Source organism: Streptomyces acidicola, from assembly GCF_009377235.1.
Classification (GTDB): Bacteria; Actinomycetota; Actinomycetes; order Streptomycetales; family Streptomycetaceae; genus Streptomyces; species Streptomyces acidicola.
In genome coordinates, this window is the sequence record NZ_VMNX01000233.1 from 1 (window position 1) to 14,820 (window position 14,820).

Annotated in this window: 15 protein-coding genes and 5 pseudogenes; 13 read left to right on the forward strand and 7 right to left on the reverse strand. The window is 67.7% G+C overall.

What is annotated here, in order from left to right; genetic code table 11:
- Positions 1-627 precede the first annotated feature (627 nt).
- Positions 628-1,188, forward strand: a complete 561-nt coding sequence (locus tag FPZ41_RS47515; RefSeq protein ID WP_228023229.1) for a hypothetical protein — start codon at positions 628-630, stop codon at positions 1,186-1,188.
- A 310-nt stretch (positions 1,189-1,498) separates the two neighbouring features.
- Here the strand turns inward: FPZ41_RS47515 and FPZ41_RS37590 are convergent, their stop codons facing one another.
- A complete protein-coding gene (locus tag FPZ41_RS37590; RefSeq protein ID WP_152868174.1) occupies positions 1,499-1,801 on the reverse strand; it encodes a hypothetical protein in 303 nt (100 codons plus the stop codon).
- A gap of 161 nt (positions 1,802-1,962) precedes the next feature.
- On the opposite strand from FPZ41_RS37590, the gene FPZ41_RS37595 reads away from it, so the two are divergent.
- Together FPZ41_RS37595 and FPZ41_RS37600 are read left to right on the forward strand one after the other, a co-directional pair.
- Complete coding sequence (locus tag FPZ41_RS37595) at positions 1,963-2,208, forward strand: DUF6300 family protein (protein WP_228023230.1); 246 nt, start codon at positions 1,963-1,965, stop codon at positions 2,206-2,208.
- Between the two features lie 46 nt (positions 2,209-2,254).
- Positions 2,255-2,608 (forward strand): nucleic acid-binding protein, encoded by a 354-nt coding sequence (locus tag FPZ41_RS37600; protein WP_322621229.1) that lies wholly within the window; start codon positions 2,255-2,257, stop codon positions 2,606-2,608.
- A 203-nt stretch (positions 2,609-2,811) separates the two neighbouring features.
- Here FPZ41_RS37600 and arsM read toward each other — a convergent pair whose 3' ends face one another.
- The gene (arsM, locus tag FPZ41_RS37605; RefSeq protein WP_152868176.1) at positions 2,812-3,705 is read right to left on the reverse strand and encodes an arsenite methyltransferase; all 894 of its coding nucleotides are present in this window, start codon (positions 3,703-3,705) and stop codon (positions 2,812-2,814) included.
- Positions 3,706-3,810: 105 nt separating this feature from the next.
- Here arsM and FPZ41_RS37610 point away from each other — a divergent pair, with 105 nt between their 5' ends.
- From FPZ41_RS37610 to FPZ41_RS37625, 4 genes are all read left to right on the forward strand, one after another.
- The gene (locus FPZ41_RS37610) at positions 3,811-4,185 is read left to right on the forward strand and encodes an ArsR/SmtB family transcription factor (protein ID WP_152868178.1); all 375 of its coding nucleotides are present in this window, start codon (positions 3,811-3,813) and stop codon (positions 4,183-4,185) included.
- The gene (locus tag FPZ41_RS37615) at positions 4,182-4,916 is read left to right on the forward strand and encodes an MIP/aquaporin family protein (protein WP_322621230.1); all 735 of its coding nucleotides are present in this window, start codon (positions 4,182-4,184) and stop codon (positions 4,914-4,916) included. Before FPZ41_RS37610 ends, FPZ41_RS37615 begins: the two co-directional genes overlap by 4 nt.
- 31 nt (positions 4,917-4,947) lie before the next feature.
- On the forward strand, positions 4,948-5,364 hold the full coding sequence (locus FPZ41_RS37620; RefSeq protein ID WP_152868180.1) for an arsenate reductase ArsC: 417 nt from the start codon (positions 4,948-4,950) through the stop codon (positions 5,362-5,364).
- 238 nt (positions 5,365-5,602) lie between these two features.
- Positions 5,603-5,953, forward strand: a complete 351-nt coding sequence (locus tag FPZ41_RS37625) for a TolB-like translocation protein (RefSeq protein WP_228023231.1) — start codon at positions 5,603-5,605, stop codon at positions 5,951-5,953.
- Positions 5,954-6,033: 80 nt separating this feature from the next.
- Here the strand turns inward: FPZ41_RS37625 and FPZ41_RS37630 are convergent, their stop codons facing one another.
- The gene (locus FPZ41_RS37630; RefSeq protein WP_152868183.1) at positions 6,034-6,351 is read right to left on the reverse strand and encodes a hypothetical protein; all 318 of its coding nucleotides are present in this window, start codon (positions 6,349-6,351) and stop codon (positions 6,034-6,036) included.
- A gap of 406 nt (positions 6,352-6,757) precedes the next feature.
- Here FPZ41_RS37630 and FPZ41_RS37635 point away from each other — a divergent pair, with 406 nt between their 5' ends.
- Both FPZ41_RS37635 and FPZ41_RS37640 read left to right on the forward strand, forming a co-directional pair.
- A complete protein-coding gene (locus tag FPZ41_RS37635; RefSeq protein WP_194236353.1) occupies positions 6,758-8,338 on the forward strand; it encodes a NucA/NucB deoxyribonuclease domain-containing protein in 1,581 nt (526 codons plus the stop codon).
- 113 nt (positions 8,339-8,451) lie between these two features.
- Complete coding sequence (locus tag FPZ41_RS37640; RefSeq protein WP_152868187.1) at positions 8,452-9,072, forward strand: DUF6461 domain-containing protein; 621 nt, start codon at positions 8,452-8,454, stop codon at positions 9,070-9,072.
- Positions 9,073-9,195: 123 nt separating this feature from the next.
- Here FPZ41_RS37640 and FPZ41_RS37645 read toward each other — a convergent pair.
- Positions 9,196-9,390 (reverse strand): annotated as a pseudogene (locus FPZ41_RS37645) (maleylpyruvate isomerase family mycothiol-dependent enzyme); the annotation flags it as partial.
- Positions 9,391-9,628: 238 nt separating this feature from the next.
- Here FPZ41_RS37645 and ligA point away from each other — a divergent pair.
- Together ligA and FPZ41_RS37655 are read left to right on the forward strand one after the other, a co-directional pair.
- Positions 9,629-11,658, forward strand: a pseudogene (ligA, locus tag FPZ41_RS37650) (NAD-dependent DNA ligase LigA).
- Between the two features lie 28 nt (positions 11,659-11,686).
- A pseudogene (locus FPZ41_RS37655) lies at positions 11,687-12,553 on the forward strand (transposase); the annotation flags it as partial.
- Between the two features lie 36 nt (positions 12,554-12,589).
- Here the strand turns inward: FPZ41_RS37655 and FPZ41_RS47520 are convergent.
- Positions 12,590-12,949 carry a hypothetical protein gene (locus FPZ41_RS47520; RefSeq protein ID WP_194236354.1) on the reverse strand — a complete coding sequence of 120 codons (360 nt, stop codon included), beginning with the start codon at positions 12,947-12,949 and terminating at the stop codon, positions 12,590-12,592.
- Positions 12,950-13,120: 171 nt separating this feature from the next.
- Here FPZ41_RS47520 and FPZ41_RS37660 point away from each other — a divergent pair, with 171 nt between their 5' ends.
- Positions 13,121-13,579 carry a hypothetical protein gene (locus FPZ41_RS37660; RefSeq protein WP_228023232.1) on the forward strand — a complete coding sequence of 153 codons (459 nt, stop codon included), beginning with the start codon at positions 13,121-13,123 and terminating at the stop codon, positions 13,577-13,579.
- 152 nt (positions 13,580-13,731) lie between these two features.
- Here FPZ41_RS37660 and FPZ41_RS50440 read toward each other — a convergent pair.
- Both FPZ41_RS50440 and FPZ41_RS50645 read right to left on the reverse strand, forming a co-directional pair.
- Positions 13,732-13,914 (reverse strand): annotated as a pseudogene (locus FPZ41_RS50440) (IS982 family transposase); the annotation flags it as partial.
- A pseudogene (locus tag FPZ41_RS50645) lies at positions 13,911-14,075 on the reverse strand (IS982 family transposase); the annotation flags it as partial. The pseudogenes FPZ41_RS50440 and FPZ41_RS50645, both read right to left, overlap by 4 nt.
- Before the next feature lie 222 nt (positions 14,076-14,297).
- On the opposite strand from FPZ41_RS50645, the gene FPZ41_RS37670 reads away from it, so the two are divergent.
- Positions 14,298-14,624 carry a pentapeptide repeat-containing protein gene (locus FPZ41_RS37670; RefSeq protein ID WP_322621231.1) on the forward strand — a complete coding sequence of 109 codons (327 nt, stop codon included), beginning with the start codon at positions 14,298-14,300 and terminating at the stop codon, positions 14,622-14,624.
- Positions 14,625-14,820 lie beyond the last annotated feature (196 nt).

Consider the following 14,820-nt stretch of genomic DNA (forward strand, 5'->3'; position numbering starts at 1 on the left):
TCTACAACACCCGTCGGCTACACAGCGTGTGCGGATACCGGAGCCCGATCGACTACGAACAAGACCAGCAGGCCGACCACGTGGAGTTGGCCGCTTGAAAGATCTCCACGGTGCGAGGGGATTGACAAGTTGACGAGCTTACACCTCGGCAAGCTGCGAACATCGTCAAGACGCCTGAGGTGAATCCATTGCTTCTCGACGGTGAGGCATTGACTGAACTCGTGAAGGCTCTCCGAGAAAACGAGTAGATCAACGAGAGACCCGCCTGGCTGATCCCAAGAACCAGCCACGTAACCTCGACGAGCACTGATGCCCTGTCCACGAGGACTGGTACTACCCTGCGGTGGCTATCCCCGCTTCCCTACCGAACTCTCCACAGTGCGGCGGGAGACGCCCAGGCGCTCGGCTACGGCCGTCGTGGAGCTCTTCGCGCACGTGAGGAGGAATTTCATCTGGGCTCGCGCGGATTTCGGCGCGGGACGGGTGAACAAGGCCCGTTCGGCCCGTCCGAGGCCGTCAAAGAGCTTGCGCCGGAGCGTGGCCGACGCCGGGTTGGTGTGCTGATCATCCATACCGGCAGCGTCGGGCCGGCCCCCTGTGGACAGAGGATGCCGGGAGCCAGGAAGGATGGGCAGCGAGCACATCATCACGGGAGGGGGCGTCGTGCGGCTGACGATCGACACCGAGACGGACACGTACGAGCAGGCGATCGCCGCCGTCCAGGCCGCCTACGGGCTGCGGCCGGAAGTACCGGTCGCCTGGCCGGACGCACCAGCCGCTGACCCGCGTCCTGGCCCGCAGGACCTCGCCGACGACGACTTCACCGACGGCTGGACGGACCAGCTGCTGTTCCACATGATCGCCTCGCTGGTGCCCGGGGCCCGGGCGGTCCTGCGCCGGATCACCGAGCTGGGCGGCACCGCCTCCTACGAAGACGTGCAGCACCACTTCGCCGACCACCCGACGAACCCGATCCCGCCGTCGAAGATCGGCGGCACCCTGACCAGCGTCAAGGCGGTACAGCGCCGCGTCGGCCCGGACGGCGCCGGCCCGCTCCTCCAGCGAGACGAACGAGCACGGCGCTACCGCATCGACGACGTCCTCGTGGCCGGTCTCCAGCGGGCCTTCGCCCTCGCAGACGCCCGCCCCGACCTGCTGCGCGGCGTACCGTCCGGGCCAGCCGCCTGACCGGGCGTGGTCCGCGTCAAGGCCAGACGAGGGACGTCGCCGCGCTGAAGGAGAAGGAACGCGACCTGACCGGCGTGATCCTCACGCACCCCTATTGGGACCAGATCGCCGCACCGGATCGCCCGGACGCCCGCAGCAGGCTCAAGCACGTCCTCGCGGTGATCGGAGCCAATCAGGCGACGAGTGGGGGGCGTTGGGACAGGATGGCGGCAGAGATCGCGAAGGGGGTCGGCCCTTCCCCGCGGCAACGCGGCTGCCCGCCGGCCTGTCGGCCGGCGGGCAGCTTGGGCTCTGCAGAGCCCGACTCGTGTCAGTACCAGAGCCAGAGCTCGAAGGTCCCACCGTCGTAGGGGCCGCGGCACTGACCGCGGATGCCTTCCACGTTGTAGTAGTAGTTGGCCATCCAGTCGCACGAGCTACGGCTCGGGAAGTCCTGACCCGAGTAGTGCCACGACGCCAGGGCCGAAACGTCCCCCTGAACGCTGTCCGTAGCGGCCGCCGACTGAGCAGCCGGCGCGACCTGGGGCGGGGCGGCCTGGGCGGGCACGGCGGCAGCGCCGAGAGCGAGCGTACCGCCGAGAACGGCGGTCACGAGAGTTCGACGAAAGCGCATGTGCGGGCTCCTCATCTAAGGAAGTCGGTGTTCGAGCGCTTACGCAGCACTTTGCTCAGCCGACCTTGGGAGAACCTGCAACAACCCTTGAATTGCCTGCTCATGGAACTACTCAAGTTCTCCGACCGACTGCCGCAGTGTTCACGCTGCCGGGGCGACTCATGAGCGGTGTGGCGCCGCAGGACGACGAACACGGGCGACCCATCCATCTGGAGCTGTGCCCGGTCTGCGACACCAGCGATGTCGACCGCCCGGCGGCCGGCCTTCTCGTCCAGTGGTTCGCCAACGACGGCGGCCAGGACGCGAGCCGCGTCAAGGAAGGCGCCCACCTGCTGATGGAGTGGACGAAGGAGTGCATGGCCGCACACGGCTGGTACTGGCAGGAGACGCCGCCTGACCAGCCCTGAGCCGTAGGTCGGCGGCGCGGCCGCCGGATCGAACTACTGTTGGGCCGTGGGGTACGACTTCCCCGACGATCTGCTCCAGCTGCAGCAGGACCTCAACACGGCATGCGCCGAACTGTCCGCCCTGGTCAGCGGGCTTCTCTGCTCTGTGGAGCTGATGGAGGCCTGGCAGCGGCCGGAGGGCTACTGGCTGGCTGCGTCCCCGGCCTACCCGGACTCGCCGGGCTGGTCGGAGCAGGAACAGAAGGACGTCGCCGCGCTGCGGGAGCGCGAACGCGACCTGGCCGCCGCGATCGTCACGCACCGGTTCTGGAACGAGATCGCCGGATCCGAGCGTCCCGATGCCCGCTCCCAGCTCAGGTACGCCTTCGGCAACGGGGGCGGCGAGGGCCAGGAGGCGTAGCCGTGGCGGGCGCGCCCCGGAGCCGCCGCCGATCACCGTGGTCCTCCCCGACGACCAGGAGTTCTCTGGGGCAAGTGGCGTGGCGTGAGGCGGAGTTCGACAACTCAGTGCAGCTCAGCGCCGGTGTGACTGGCGCTATCGGACGCAACAGGTGTGGCGCCATCGCTGAATCGAGCGACAGCGCCATCCCGGTGGATACGTCTTCAGCCCTGGCAGCCGCACCCTGCGGCGCTCTTGGCCTCGCTCACGGTGACGGACGGGTCGGTCGCCTGCTCGACCGGGGTGCAGCAGGCAGTGACGCCGCAGCAGGAGTCATCTGTCGCGGAGGCGTCCGGTCCGGTGGCGGTGGTGGGCTTGGTGGCGCGGACGATGGCGGAGTGCATGCCGTCGGCGACCTGCTGGGTCGGGGTGATCTGGATGTCCGTAAACCCGGCCGCTTCCAGACCCGCGCGGTATTCGGCGAAAGACAGTGCGCCGGCGATGCAGCCGACGTAGTCGCCGCGCTCGGCTCGCTGTTCGGTGGTGAGGGCGTCGTCCGCGACGACGTCGGAGACGCCGATCCGGCCGCCGGGCTTGAGGACGCGGAAGGTCTCGGCGAAGACGGCGGGCTTGTCGGTGGACAGGTTGATCACGCAGTTGGAGATCACGACGTCGATGGTGTTCGCGGGCAGCGGGACCGCCTCGATCGCACCCTTCAGGAACTCGACGTTCGTCGCGCCGGCCTTCGCGGCGTTGGCGAGGGCCAGGGCGAGCATCTCCTCGGTCATGTCGAGCCCGTACGCCTTGCCGGTGGGGCCGACGCGGCGGGCGGAGAGGAGGACGTCGATGCCGCCGCCCGAACCGAGGTCGAGGACGCGTTCGCCCTCGCGGAGTTCGGCGACGGCGGTGGGGTTGCCGCAGCCGAGGGAGGCGGCGACGGCTTCGGCGGGCAGGGCCTCGCGCTCGTCGGCGGCGTAGAGGGTCGAGCCGAAGTTGTCGTCGACCTCGACCGGCTCGGGCCCGCAGCAGGCGGCGTTGCCGTCGGTGACCTTCACGGCCGCCGCGGCGTACCGCTGGCGGACGGTTTCACGCAGGTCGGTGGTGGTCTGCTCGCTCATGACTCGCTCCCAGATGGCGGGCCGCAGTACGGGCCCGGAACGGCTTGTATTGACGTTCGTTGATGCAACCTTGCGCCTTGGATCGAAAAACGTCAACATAGAGGCATGTCGAAACAAGAGCTTGAGGTGATCGGCCAGGACGCCGCCCGCTGCCCGGGCCTGTCTACCGCGCCCCTGGACGAGAACCAGGCCGCTGACCTGGCGAAAGTCTTCAAGGCCCTGGGCGACCCGGTCCGACTGCGCCTGATGTCGATGATCGCCTCCCGCGGCCGAGGCGGGGAGGTGTGCGTGTGTGAGCTGACCCCGGCCTTCGACCTGTCCCAGCCGACGATCTCCCACCACCTCAAGCTCCTGCGCCAAGCCCGCCTGATCGACTGCGAGCGCCGTGGGACCTGGGTCTACTACTGGGTGCTGCCCGGCGTCCTTGACAAGCTCGCCGCGTTCCTGACCACCACCCAGCCCGCCGGAGTCACCGCGTGAACGCCTCCCTCGGCCGCCGCGTCGCCGCCGAGGTGATCGGCACCGGACTGCTGGTGGCGGTGGTGGTCGGCTCCGGCATCCAGGCCACCGAGCTGTCGCACGACGTCGGTGTGCAGTTGCTCGCCAACTCCCTCGCCACGGTCTTGGGCCTGGGCGTGCTCATCCTGCTGCTCGGGCCCGTGTCCGGCGCGCACTTCAACCCGGCCGTCACGCTCGCCGCCTGGTTCACCGGCCGTCGTGATCCGGACGGCCTGACCCTGCGGGACGTCGCCGCGTACGTGCCCGCCCAGATCGCCGGTGCCATCGGCGGCGCGGTCCTGGCCGACGCGATGTTCGCCAAGCCGCTGGTCAAGTTCTCCGCCCACGACCGGTCCGCCGGGCACTTGCTGCTGGCCGAGGTCGTGGCCACGGCGGGGCTGATCCTCCTGATCTTCGGCCTCAGCCGGATCGGCCGCGCCGCGCTCGCCCCGGCCGCGGTGGGCTCCTACATCGGGGCCGCGTACTGGTTCACCTCCTCCACCTCGTTCGCGAACCCGGCGGTGACCATCGGCCGGACGTTCACCGACACCTTCGCCGGCATCGCCCCTGCCTCCGTCGCCCCGTTCATCGCGGCCCAAGTGCTGGGAGCCCTGCTGGGGCTGGGGGCCGTCGCTGTGGTCTACGGCCGCCCTGCTCCCGTCCCGGATGAGGTCGTCGTCCCGCACGGCGAACCGGAACCCGCTGTCTCCTGACCGAACCGTTCTCCCGAGAAAGCCCCTGCTCATGAGCTCTTCCACCACGCCGCGTCCGTCGGTGCTGTTCGCCTGCGTCCACAACGCCGGCCGCTCCCAGATGGCCGCCGCCTTCCTCACTCACCTCGCGGGCGACCGTATCGAGGTCCGCTCGGCCGGCTCGGCTCCCGCGGAGACCGTCAACCCGGCCGTCGTGGAGGCGATGAAGGAGGTCGGCATCGACATCTCCGCCGAGACCCCGAAGATCCTCACGGTGGAGGCCGTCCAGGCATCCGACGTCGTGATCACCATGGGGTGCGGCGATACCTGCCCCGTCTTTCCCAGCAAGCGGTACCTCACCTGGCAGCTCGACGACCCTGCGGGGCAGGGTGTTGATGCCGTACGTCCCATCCGCGACGCGATCGAGACCCGCGTCAGGGTGCTGATCTCGGAAGTGGCGCCCGGCTGACGGCCTGTTCACTCGCGCTGGTTCAGTAGGTGTTTTCCTTCCTCAACGCGGCAGGTCAGATCCGTCGTGGGGCCTCTGGGGCAGGCGTGGCCGTTCCGCGAAAGCGTCTCGGTAACGGCGATAACGGACGGCGTTACATCCATGTATGTGCAGTTATGGCGGAAGGGTTGCTGACAGACAGGCGCTCTACGTCATACTCCCTGGCCGTCCGCGTCGCGCGCGGGCGACAATCGCCCGCATGACCGAGTCCTCCGGTGGCCCGTCCACCTTCCGTGACCTGTCCGCCCTCGTCGCCTGCCCCCGCGTCAACACCCTTGCTTTGTCCGTCGATGGCACTCGTCTCGTCGCATCCGTGCAGTCGCTGTCCGGGGACGGGACGCAGTTCGTGTCCGCTCTGTGGGAGATCGATCCGACCGGGGAGCGTGACGCGCTGCGGCTGACCCGGTCCGACAAGGGCGAGTCGGGACCGGTGTTCGGTCCGGACGGGACGCTGTACTTCCTGTCCGGACGCGCCGCTGCGGAAGGCGACGATTTTCAGCAGGTCACAGCATTCCGTCGGTTGACAACACCTCACCACGCACCGGCGTGACCCGACATCAGCCCACACCGTACGTACGCGAACGGGGTGGGCGGGCAGCAGTCGCCAGCGGGAGCGGCCGGGGCCTGTCGTCAGCAGGCGTACTCGCTGTAGCGGTCCGACCCCTTGATGAACATCTGCATGAGGGTGGTCCCGTCGTCGTCGACCACCATGTCCTCTGTCCACTCGTGCCCATCCGGGCAGGTCATGCGCGCCGGGTCGGTCCAGCGCCCCGTGATGACCAGGTCGCGGTCGGTGCCGCATTCGGGGCAGCTCAGGGTCCGCCTCGACGTGGTCGGTGGCTCGGGACCCTCGTACGTGCTGTCGTCCAGCACGTTGTCGTAGAAGTGCTCCAGCTCCGGGGTGGCCGGGGCGTGATGTAGAGGGGGCCCTCCAGGGTGACGCGCCATGTCAGGGACTCATCCATACCGGGCGCCTTATCCGCGATCGGGAGGTGGCAGGATTCGTTATCTCGAAGTCAATGCGTCCCCTGAACTGGGGTGTTGCAACGACCACTGGAACGGAGCCTCCCGGCCGGCGGGGGCGCAGTCGTACCCGGGGCGGTCACGCCCGCACCCCTCGTCTGACGCGCTCTTCGCGCCGGCCCTGCCCTGCTCGCGGGAGTTTTCCCGGCGGTCCCGTGCCCCCTTCTGGTGTCCGATACGAGCGTTCAGCTCCTGCGTTTCTCCATAGAGAGCGCAGTTTCTTCACAGAGAACGCAATTTCGCCTTCGATTCCATGATCGAAATCTGATCTCGCCGTGATACGTTCCTTAACATGTCTTTACCGAACGTAAGTTCGAAGAAACGGAACTTCATGCGCATACGAATACTTCCGGTCGCTGCCGTCCTCACGGCCACGGCGGCACTCGCCGGAACCTTCACCCCTAACAGCGCCCGCAGCACCGATACCGTCACCGCGGTCGCGGACCAGGTCGAGCCGCAGATCTCCACCACCGCCATCCCCGCCGGCTCCACGCCGAAGATGGAAGTCCTCCTTACCGAGGACGACATCGAAAAGGCCAAGAAGCGCGTCAAGGGCGAGCTGGTTTCCCCCAGTCCCGAGACCGCCCAGAGCGCGAGCCGCGCCCGTCCGAAGGCCAAGCTGAAGGACACCAAGGGCACCGAGGAGCAGTTCAAGAAGGTGATGGCCGACGCCCGCGCCTTCGCCACCGAGGCCAAGAACAAGCCGTTCAAGCTCCCCGAGCGCAAGGCCGACAAGTCCGCAAGCACGCTCTCGATGAGCAACGTCAACGCCTTCACTCACACCTACTCCATCGGCGACACCCCGCCGGACGCCCTCGCTCAGCTCTGCTTCTTCCCAGACAAGAGCAACACCGACTACACCTTCGTGTTCGACCGGTACAGCTACTGCGAACGCAAGAAGATCACCGCGGACTACTGGAAGGTCGACAAGACCACCGGCGCGAAGATCGAGCACATGGGCACCACCTACGCCAACATGGAACTGTTCGGACAGAACTCCACCACCAACCGCTCCACCCGCCTGTTCGCCCGGATTCAGAAGGGCTCGGTGGACTACGACTGGGGCATCATCGACGACTGGGCGACCGCCCCCGGCGTCCCGCTGTCCCTGATCGGCCAGTGCCAGCAGGTGCTCACCGCATGCTCGACGTTCCAGCCCTCCGCAACGATGACGTGGGGATCGTGGGACAACAGCACCACCTGGTACCCCTGGGACACCAGCAGCCCCGAGTACGGCATGTGGGGCCGCGACAAGCTCGGCCTGCATCGTCTGACGATGGAGTACTACACCGACAGTGACGAGTACGACACCGATCAGCCGGGCGTCGTGCAGTCCCTGCACCCCCGCTGCGACTCGGCCACCTACTTCTCCGACACCCGTCCGCAGTCCTGCGTGTTCCAGGAAGTCATTCCCTTCATCGCATACAGCACGGCCACCGACTCGCCGAACCGGGACGTCGCCCAGCACATCCAGGACGCATTCGCCAACCCGAACAGCACCTATCCGACCAGCTCGACGTGGAAGCGGTTCCCCGGTGAGTACGACGGGACATGGAACGGCGAGGGCCTGCACCGCCTGACCGAGTCCCTGCACTCGGGCATCATGGACGCCAACACGGCGGAGAAGGACGCCGCCTGCCAGAAGACCGGCAATTACTCCACCACTGGCCTGCCCCTGGCCCTTCAACCCACCACCGGCCAGGACTGCGACGAGTTCCCGTTCCGCTCTACCGTGGAGGGTGCAGCCAGTCCCAACTGGGACTTCTCGGTGAGGGCGGTCAACAGGACGCAGAACCAGTCCGCCGGCGGAAGCCTCCTCGGCTTCTACGGATCTGACCGGGTCCTTGCCTGGGATCTGTCCCTGCCGACCCCAGAAGCCACCAATGACACCTTCTACGTGCGCATCAGCTAACCTCTGACGAGCGCACGACGAGGATCACGAGGGGCCCGCAGGACTTCCTGCGGGCCCCTCGCCCATGCCAGACTGCCGCCCCTTCCCGTGCACGACAGAAAGACACACATCCGATGGACCTGTTCGCCTGGTACCGCGAGTTTGGCGCCGCCTGCTTCACCCTCGCCCCCACCACGCCCCAGAACCTGCTCACCGCGCTCGGTGTCACCACGTCGCCCGAGCCGGTCGGTGACCTCGTCAAAGAACTGCGGGACCATCACGAATACGCATGGTCGATGGAGAACATCGACGTCCCCGAAGACCAGGAAACACCCCTGATCGCCGCCGCGGCCCTCGATGGCGAATGGTCCGTCGCCATCGAAGTCGACGGAATGACCGGTTACGTGGGCTGCACCCGCCCGATGCTCCAGTCCCTGTCACAGTCCTTCGGCCGGGCCTGTAGCTGCTACTACGACACCGGAAACGCCCAGGTCTTCACCTCGACCGAAGGGGCGGGACCGGTAGGGGTCAACACCCTCAGCGGACTCCGGGACGCCACGCTGTCCCCCGAACAGGAGCAGGCCCTGACCGACGCCGGATTCGCCCGAGGCGGCTTCCGCACCCTCGCCCCCCGCCTCCAACAGATGCGCGACATCGAACGCCTCGATGTCGCCCTCAACGCCCTCACCGGCCACCATCTGGCCGACTGCATCAATGCAGCCGACTGGATCGCAGGACAGACACACAGCCGTTAGCGGCCAGTTCAAATTCCCCATTGGCGGCCAGTTATTGGGGAGACAACTGGCCGCCGATGTCACCGCGTGTGACTGCCGCCGAGCTGGTCTGCATGTCCACTTCGGCAAGCAGATCCATCGGCATCAGTAAACGATTGACACGATCTGGCAGGCGGCTTCGGCCAGACCACGGTCGCCATCGATGCGGGCGAGAGATAGGGCGGTGTTCGGCTGGATGCCGCGGGTGCACAGGCGCCAGGCGGTCTCCGCATCCAGGCCGACGAACGCGGCGGGACTTTCGGCGACCGGCTCGGCCAGCGACCAGCGGAGACCGGTGGCACCGTCCGGGATCTCGCCGCCCACGTCCTTGGCGACTTCTACAGGCGCCTTGCCCGGGACTGTGACGGCCACCTGGATGGCCCCGCCTTCACGCCGGGCGAGAATATCCCATGGCGACGGCTCCCTTCGGCTACCTTGCGTAACCACGCCAACTGGCCGTACGCGGGGAAATCCTGGTGGCCGCTGTCAGACGTCGGCAGCAGAGGTGTTGTCAGTGGTGGCGTGCAGGATGACGGGCATGACAACACCTGCTGCAGTGATCGTGGATGTCGCCGCCTACGCGCAGGCGGTCGAGGACGCGGTGAAGGCGTCGGCCGCGTACTACGCGGGCGGCACCTCGGCACTGGACGACGACACCTACGACCGGCTGGTGCGCGGCATCGTGGCGTGGGAGGCCGAGCACCCCGACCAGGTACTGCCGCACTCCCCCACTGGGAAGGTCGCCGGCGGGGCCGTGGAGGGCGATGTCCCGCACACGGTGGCGATGCTGAGCCTGGACAACGTGTTCTCATCGGAGCCGAGCCGAAGCTGGACGGTCTCGCGATAGCAGCCCGCTACACCCGCGGCCGCCTCAGCCGGCTGATCACGCGCGGCGACGGGACGGCCGGGGAGGACGTCACGCACGCCATCGGCACGATCGAGGGCCTGCCACATGAGCTGGCGGAGCCGGTCACGGTGGAGGTGCGCGGCGAGGTCCTGATGACCACCGCCCAGTTCGAGCACGCCAACGAGGTACGTACCGCCCACGGCGGGCAGCCGTTCGCCAATCCGCGCAACGCCGCCGCGGGCACCCTGCGGGCCAAGGAACGTGCCTACACGGTGCCGATGACGTTCTTCGGCTACGGCCTGCTGCCGCTTCCGGACACTGAGCCCCTTCTGGCCGAGCGGCTGGGCGAACTCGCCCACAGCGACCTCATGGCGCAGGTCGCCGCGTACGGGGTGAACACCACCGCCACGACCGCCGTGCCCGGCGTCACCGCCGACACCACCGAACAGGTCCTGGCCCGAGTAAAAGAGATCGCCGCGCTGCGGGCCGAATTGCCGTTCGGGATCGACGGGATCGTTATCAAGGCCGACCTGGCCGCCGACCAGCAGGGAGCCGGATCGGGATCGCGCGCGCCGCGCTGGGCGATCGCCTACAAGCTGCCGGCCGTCCAGAAGATCACCCGGCTGCTGGAGGTGGAGTGGAACGTCGGCCGCACCGGCATCATCGCCCCCCGCGGCGTGCTGGAGCCGGTCGAGATCGACGGCGCCACCATCACCTACGCCACCCTCCACAACCCATCCGACATCACCCGCCGCGACCTGCGCCTGGGCGACCACGTCATGGTCCACCGCGCCGGCGACGTCATCCCCCGCGTCGAAGCCCCCGTCGCCCACCTGCGCACTGGTACCGAACAGCCCATCGCCTTCCCCGAGGCGTGCCCGCGCTGCGGCGCCGGCATCGACACCAGCGAACAGCTCTGGCGCTGCGAGATGGGCCGCAACTGCCACCTCGTCGCCTCCCTCTCCTACGCCGCCGGCCGCGACGAGCTCGACATCGAGGGCCTGGGCCACACCCGCGTCGTCCAGCTCGTCGAAGCCGGCCTGGTCGCGGACCTCGCCGACCTGTTCACCCTCACCCGCGACCAGCTCCTGGGCCTGGAGCGGATGGGCGAGACCAGCACCGACAACCTCCTCGCCGCGATCGCCGCGGCCAAGGACCAGCCACTGTCACGGGTACTGTGCGCGCTCGGGATCCGCGGCACCGGCCGTTCCATGTCCCGCCGCATCGCCCGCCACTTTGCCACCATGGACGCCATCCGCGCCGCCGACGCCGAAACGATGCAGCAGGTCGAGGGCATCGGTACCGAGAAGGCCCCGTCCATCGTCGCCGAAGTCGCCGAACTCGCCCCGCTCATCGACAAACTCATTGCGGCCGGGGTGAACATGAGCGAGCCCGGCGCCACCCCGCTCTCCCCCACGACAGGCGACACCGCGGACGGCGACAGTCCAGAGGCCGCAGAGGGAGCGGCGATGCCGCTGGCCGGAATGACGGTCGTGGTCACCGGAGCGATGACCGGCCCCCTGGAGAAGCTCAGCCGCAACCAGATGAACGAACTCATCGAACGCGCCGGAGGCCGCTCCTCCTCCAGCGTCTCCAAGAAGACCACCCTGGTCGTCGCCGGAGAAGGAGCCGGATCCAAACGCACCAAGGCCGAAACCCTCGGCATCCGGCTGACCACCCCCGACGAATTCGCCACCCTCATCGCCGACTTCGTCGACTGAGTAGTCCCCAGAGGCCTGTCCGGAGGAGTTCAACGAATGGGCACAGGGATGCCGGGATAGGGATGAGGTGTCTTCTCCTCCTGTTGATCAATTTGCCGCCGCCCCATCCGCCTGGGAGCTGTCTTGGAGCCGGTGGAGCTCGGCGAACGTTCCGCCGGGGCGGATCCGTAAACTCGCCGCCTACCTGCGCCGCGTACACGGACGCGTCATCCGCATCGGTCGGGAAGCCTTACGGTGCCTGCTCCGGCGCCGCGGCATCACCTTCCAGCGAACCAAGACCTGGAAGGAGTCCCCCGACCCCGACCGCGATGCCAAGCTTGACCGCATCGAGCAGGTGCTGGACCGCTTCCCGGACCGTGTCTTCGCCTTCGACGAGTTCGGGCCCCTCGGAATCAGGCTCACCCGCAGGCTCCTGCTGGGCGAAGCGGAGCAAGCCCGACCGACTCCCGGCAACCTACCGCCGCACCCACGGCGTCACCTACTTCCACGGCTGCTACTCCGTCGGCGACGACCGCTTGTGGGGTGTCAACCGCCGCCGCGCCTGGCCGCATTGAAGTCGATCCGTGCCGCCCGGCCGGACGGCGCCCCGATCTACATCATTCTGGACAACCTCTCCACCCACACCGGCGCGGACATCCGCCGCTGGGCGAAGAACAACAAGGTCGAACTGTGCTTCACCTCGACCTACGCCTCATGGGCCAACCCGATCGAGGCGCACTTCGGCCCGCTGCGACAGTTCACTCTGGCCAACTCCAACCACCCGAACCACCTCCACTGGCTCAACGCCAACGCCCGCCGCCCCGACGTCCTCGCTGCCCAGCGCAAGGAACGCGCCCGCATCCGCAGCGAGAAAGGCATCCGTTGGGGCGGACGCCCCCTCGCGCCGGCAGCCTGACCAACCCGTGACGCGGCAGGCGCGGCAAGCTGTCTCTCAGCCTTCCCGAGGTTCGACCGGGCCAGCTGTCTGGGCGCGTGAATCCTTGCGTGCCGCGAGCAGGAACAGGACGGCACCGGCGGCGCCGAAGGCGCCGCCGACGTACGTGCAGGCCCTGGCCGTCTCGTAGGAGGCGTCGGCGATCCGGGGGATGCTGTTGACGAGTATGAGGGCGTAGAAGCACAGGAAGCCGTAGGCGCGAAGCCGCATCCCTGCCTGCCGCTTCCGCATCCACGGCGGTGTCCGCCCTGCCAGCATCGTCACCGGGACCGGCAACATGAGCGCCGTCGACACGGACAGCCCAATCCAGTGGTGCAGCGGATTGCCGTTCACCCCGCCCCCTTCGTAGGTGATCATCAGCCTACGGAGGGTTAGTGAGGCCCGTCCATGCCGAACACCGCGAGCTTCCGGCGAACCTAATCCGCTCAGAGCACTAGGGCGCGTATTTGGTCGTGATCAATAGGCGGTCCGGGTGAGGTGCTCGAGCCAGATAAGGTGCCCCCGAAGTCAGGCGTGAGGGGGATCGCGTTGGAGCGACGGAAACTGATCGGGGCGGGGCTGGCGGTCCTAGCTGCCTGGTGGGCCCTGCGTCAGGTGGCGAACGGGGCCAAGGGGGACTGGCACACCGACACTGCACCGCTGCAGCGGGCGTTCCCGCTGCTGGGCCGGCTCACCGACGCCAAGTGGGTGAGCAGCCGGGACAACGACCGGGGCATGCCTTCGCCGGAGCTGGTGATCTCGGGCTTCGCCCGGCTGACACCGGGGAGACTTGTCGAGCTGACGGCGGCCCACGCCTTCGTCTCCGAGGGGCCGGCCGATGACTTCTCCTCGTGGTTCGAGAAGCCACTCAAGGGCGAGGGGCCGGAGAACCCGCAGTGGGTCCGGTCGCACGAGCTCGACCGCGACGGCAGCGGCTACTCCACCAACCTGTGGTTCGACCATCGCAGCGACACCGTCCGTTTCTGGGCACTCAACCCGTACGGATAGGGCTCGTATCAGGCGCGATCAACGGTGTCTTCGAGGCCCTTCTCGATCGCGTGATCGCGGAAGCCGCAAAGCGGGGTGAGGTCGACTTGACCCTGGTCAGCGTGGACTCCACCGCCGTCCGAGCTCACCACGACGCGGCCGGGATGCACCTGGAGCGCGAGGATGCGCTGCAGGATGCGGACGGCCACACCCGCGAGTGTGCGGCCGCAGTGGCGTTCGAGGTCGAGTTGTCCCTTGAAGGTCTTGTTGATCGACTCGATGACCTGCCGCAACGGCTTGAACAGCTGTGATCCGGCCCGCTCGGCTTCGCCCTTGCGGGCCGGTCGCAGCAGCCGGGCATCGCCTGCATCATCGCCAAGGTCACCAACTCGGCGTCGCTCAACAGCGGCGCGACACCCACCGGCGGCCGCCACGGGGCAAGCTGCGGCGAAGCCTTCAGCAGATCGTCGGCTTTCACATAGAGTGCGGTCGCGAGGGAATCCAACTCAGTCTTCACACACCGACGTTGGACTCCCTCGCCTGACCCGGGTGCCACTTTCGCGCAACCTTCTGGGCTGGACGGTGCCTCCGGAGTCCGCAATTGCCGGCGACAGCCGCCTCCCCGGGCTGACACGATGTCCGCATGGACAGAGCGGTGACGGCAAAGGAAGACCTCGCGTCACGCCGTCGGAATGCGGCGCTCCAAAGGCAGTCCTTCGATGGTGATGATCTCGCGTCGGTGTCCCTGCAGCAGTTGTGGTTCACCCGGTGCTCGTTCCGCGGGGCCGATCTGCGTCACGCCACCCTGGACGGCTGCCACTTCAAACTGTGCGATCTTCGCGGGGCCAACCTCCGCGGCGCCTCCCTGCGAGGCATCTCCCTGGCGGGCTGCGATCTGACCGGCGCCGACCTCCGAGAGGCGGACCTGACCGGCGCGCGATTCGGTCAGGTCCGCACCGGCATCCCGCCTCACGGGCTGACCAACACCACCGGCATCAAGCTCGACAACGCCATCCTCCGCGATCTTGAGCTCGACCAGGTCATCGGCTGGCCCATCACCGAGTGATCGGCCGATGACCGAGGCGCATGAACCTGCCTCCACTCATAGGCCCCCTTGGAATCGATCATCTAGGGCCAATACCGGTGACTTTGGGGCTTTCGGGTCGTTGAGTGTGGTGTGCCAAGGCCTGGACAGGTGAAGTCGTCGTTGGATGACCGGCTTTCGGATCGGATCGCGATTGGGGTGCTGACCCGTGCGTTTC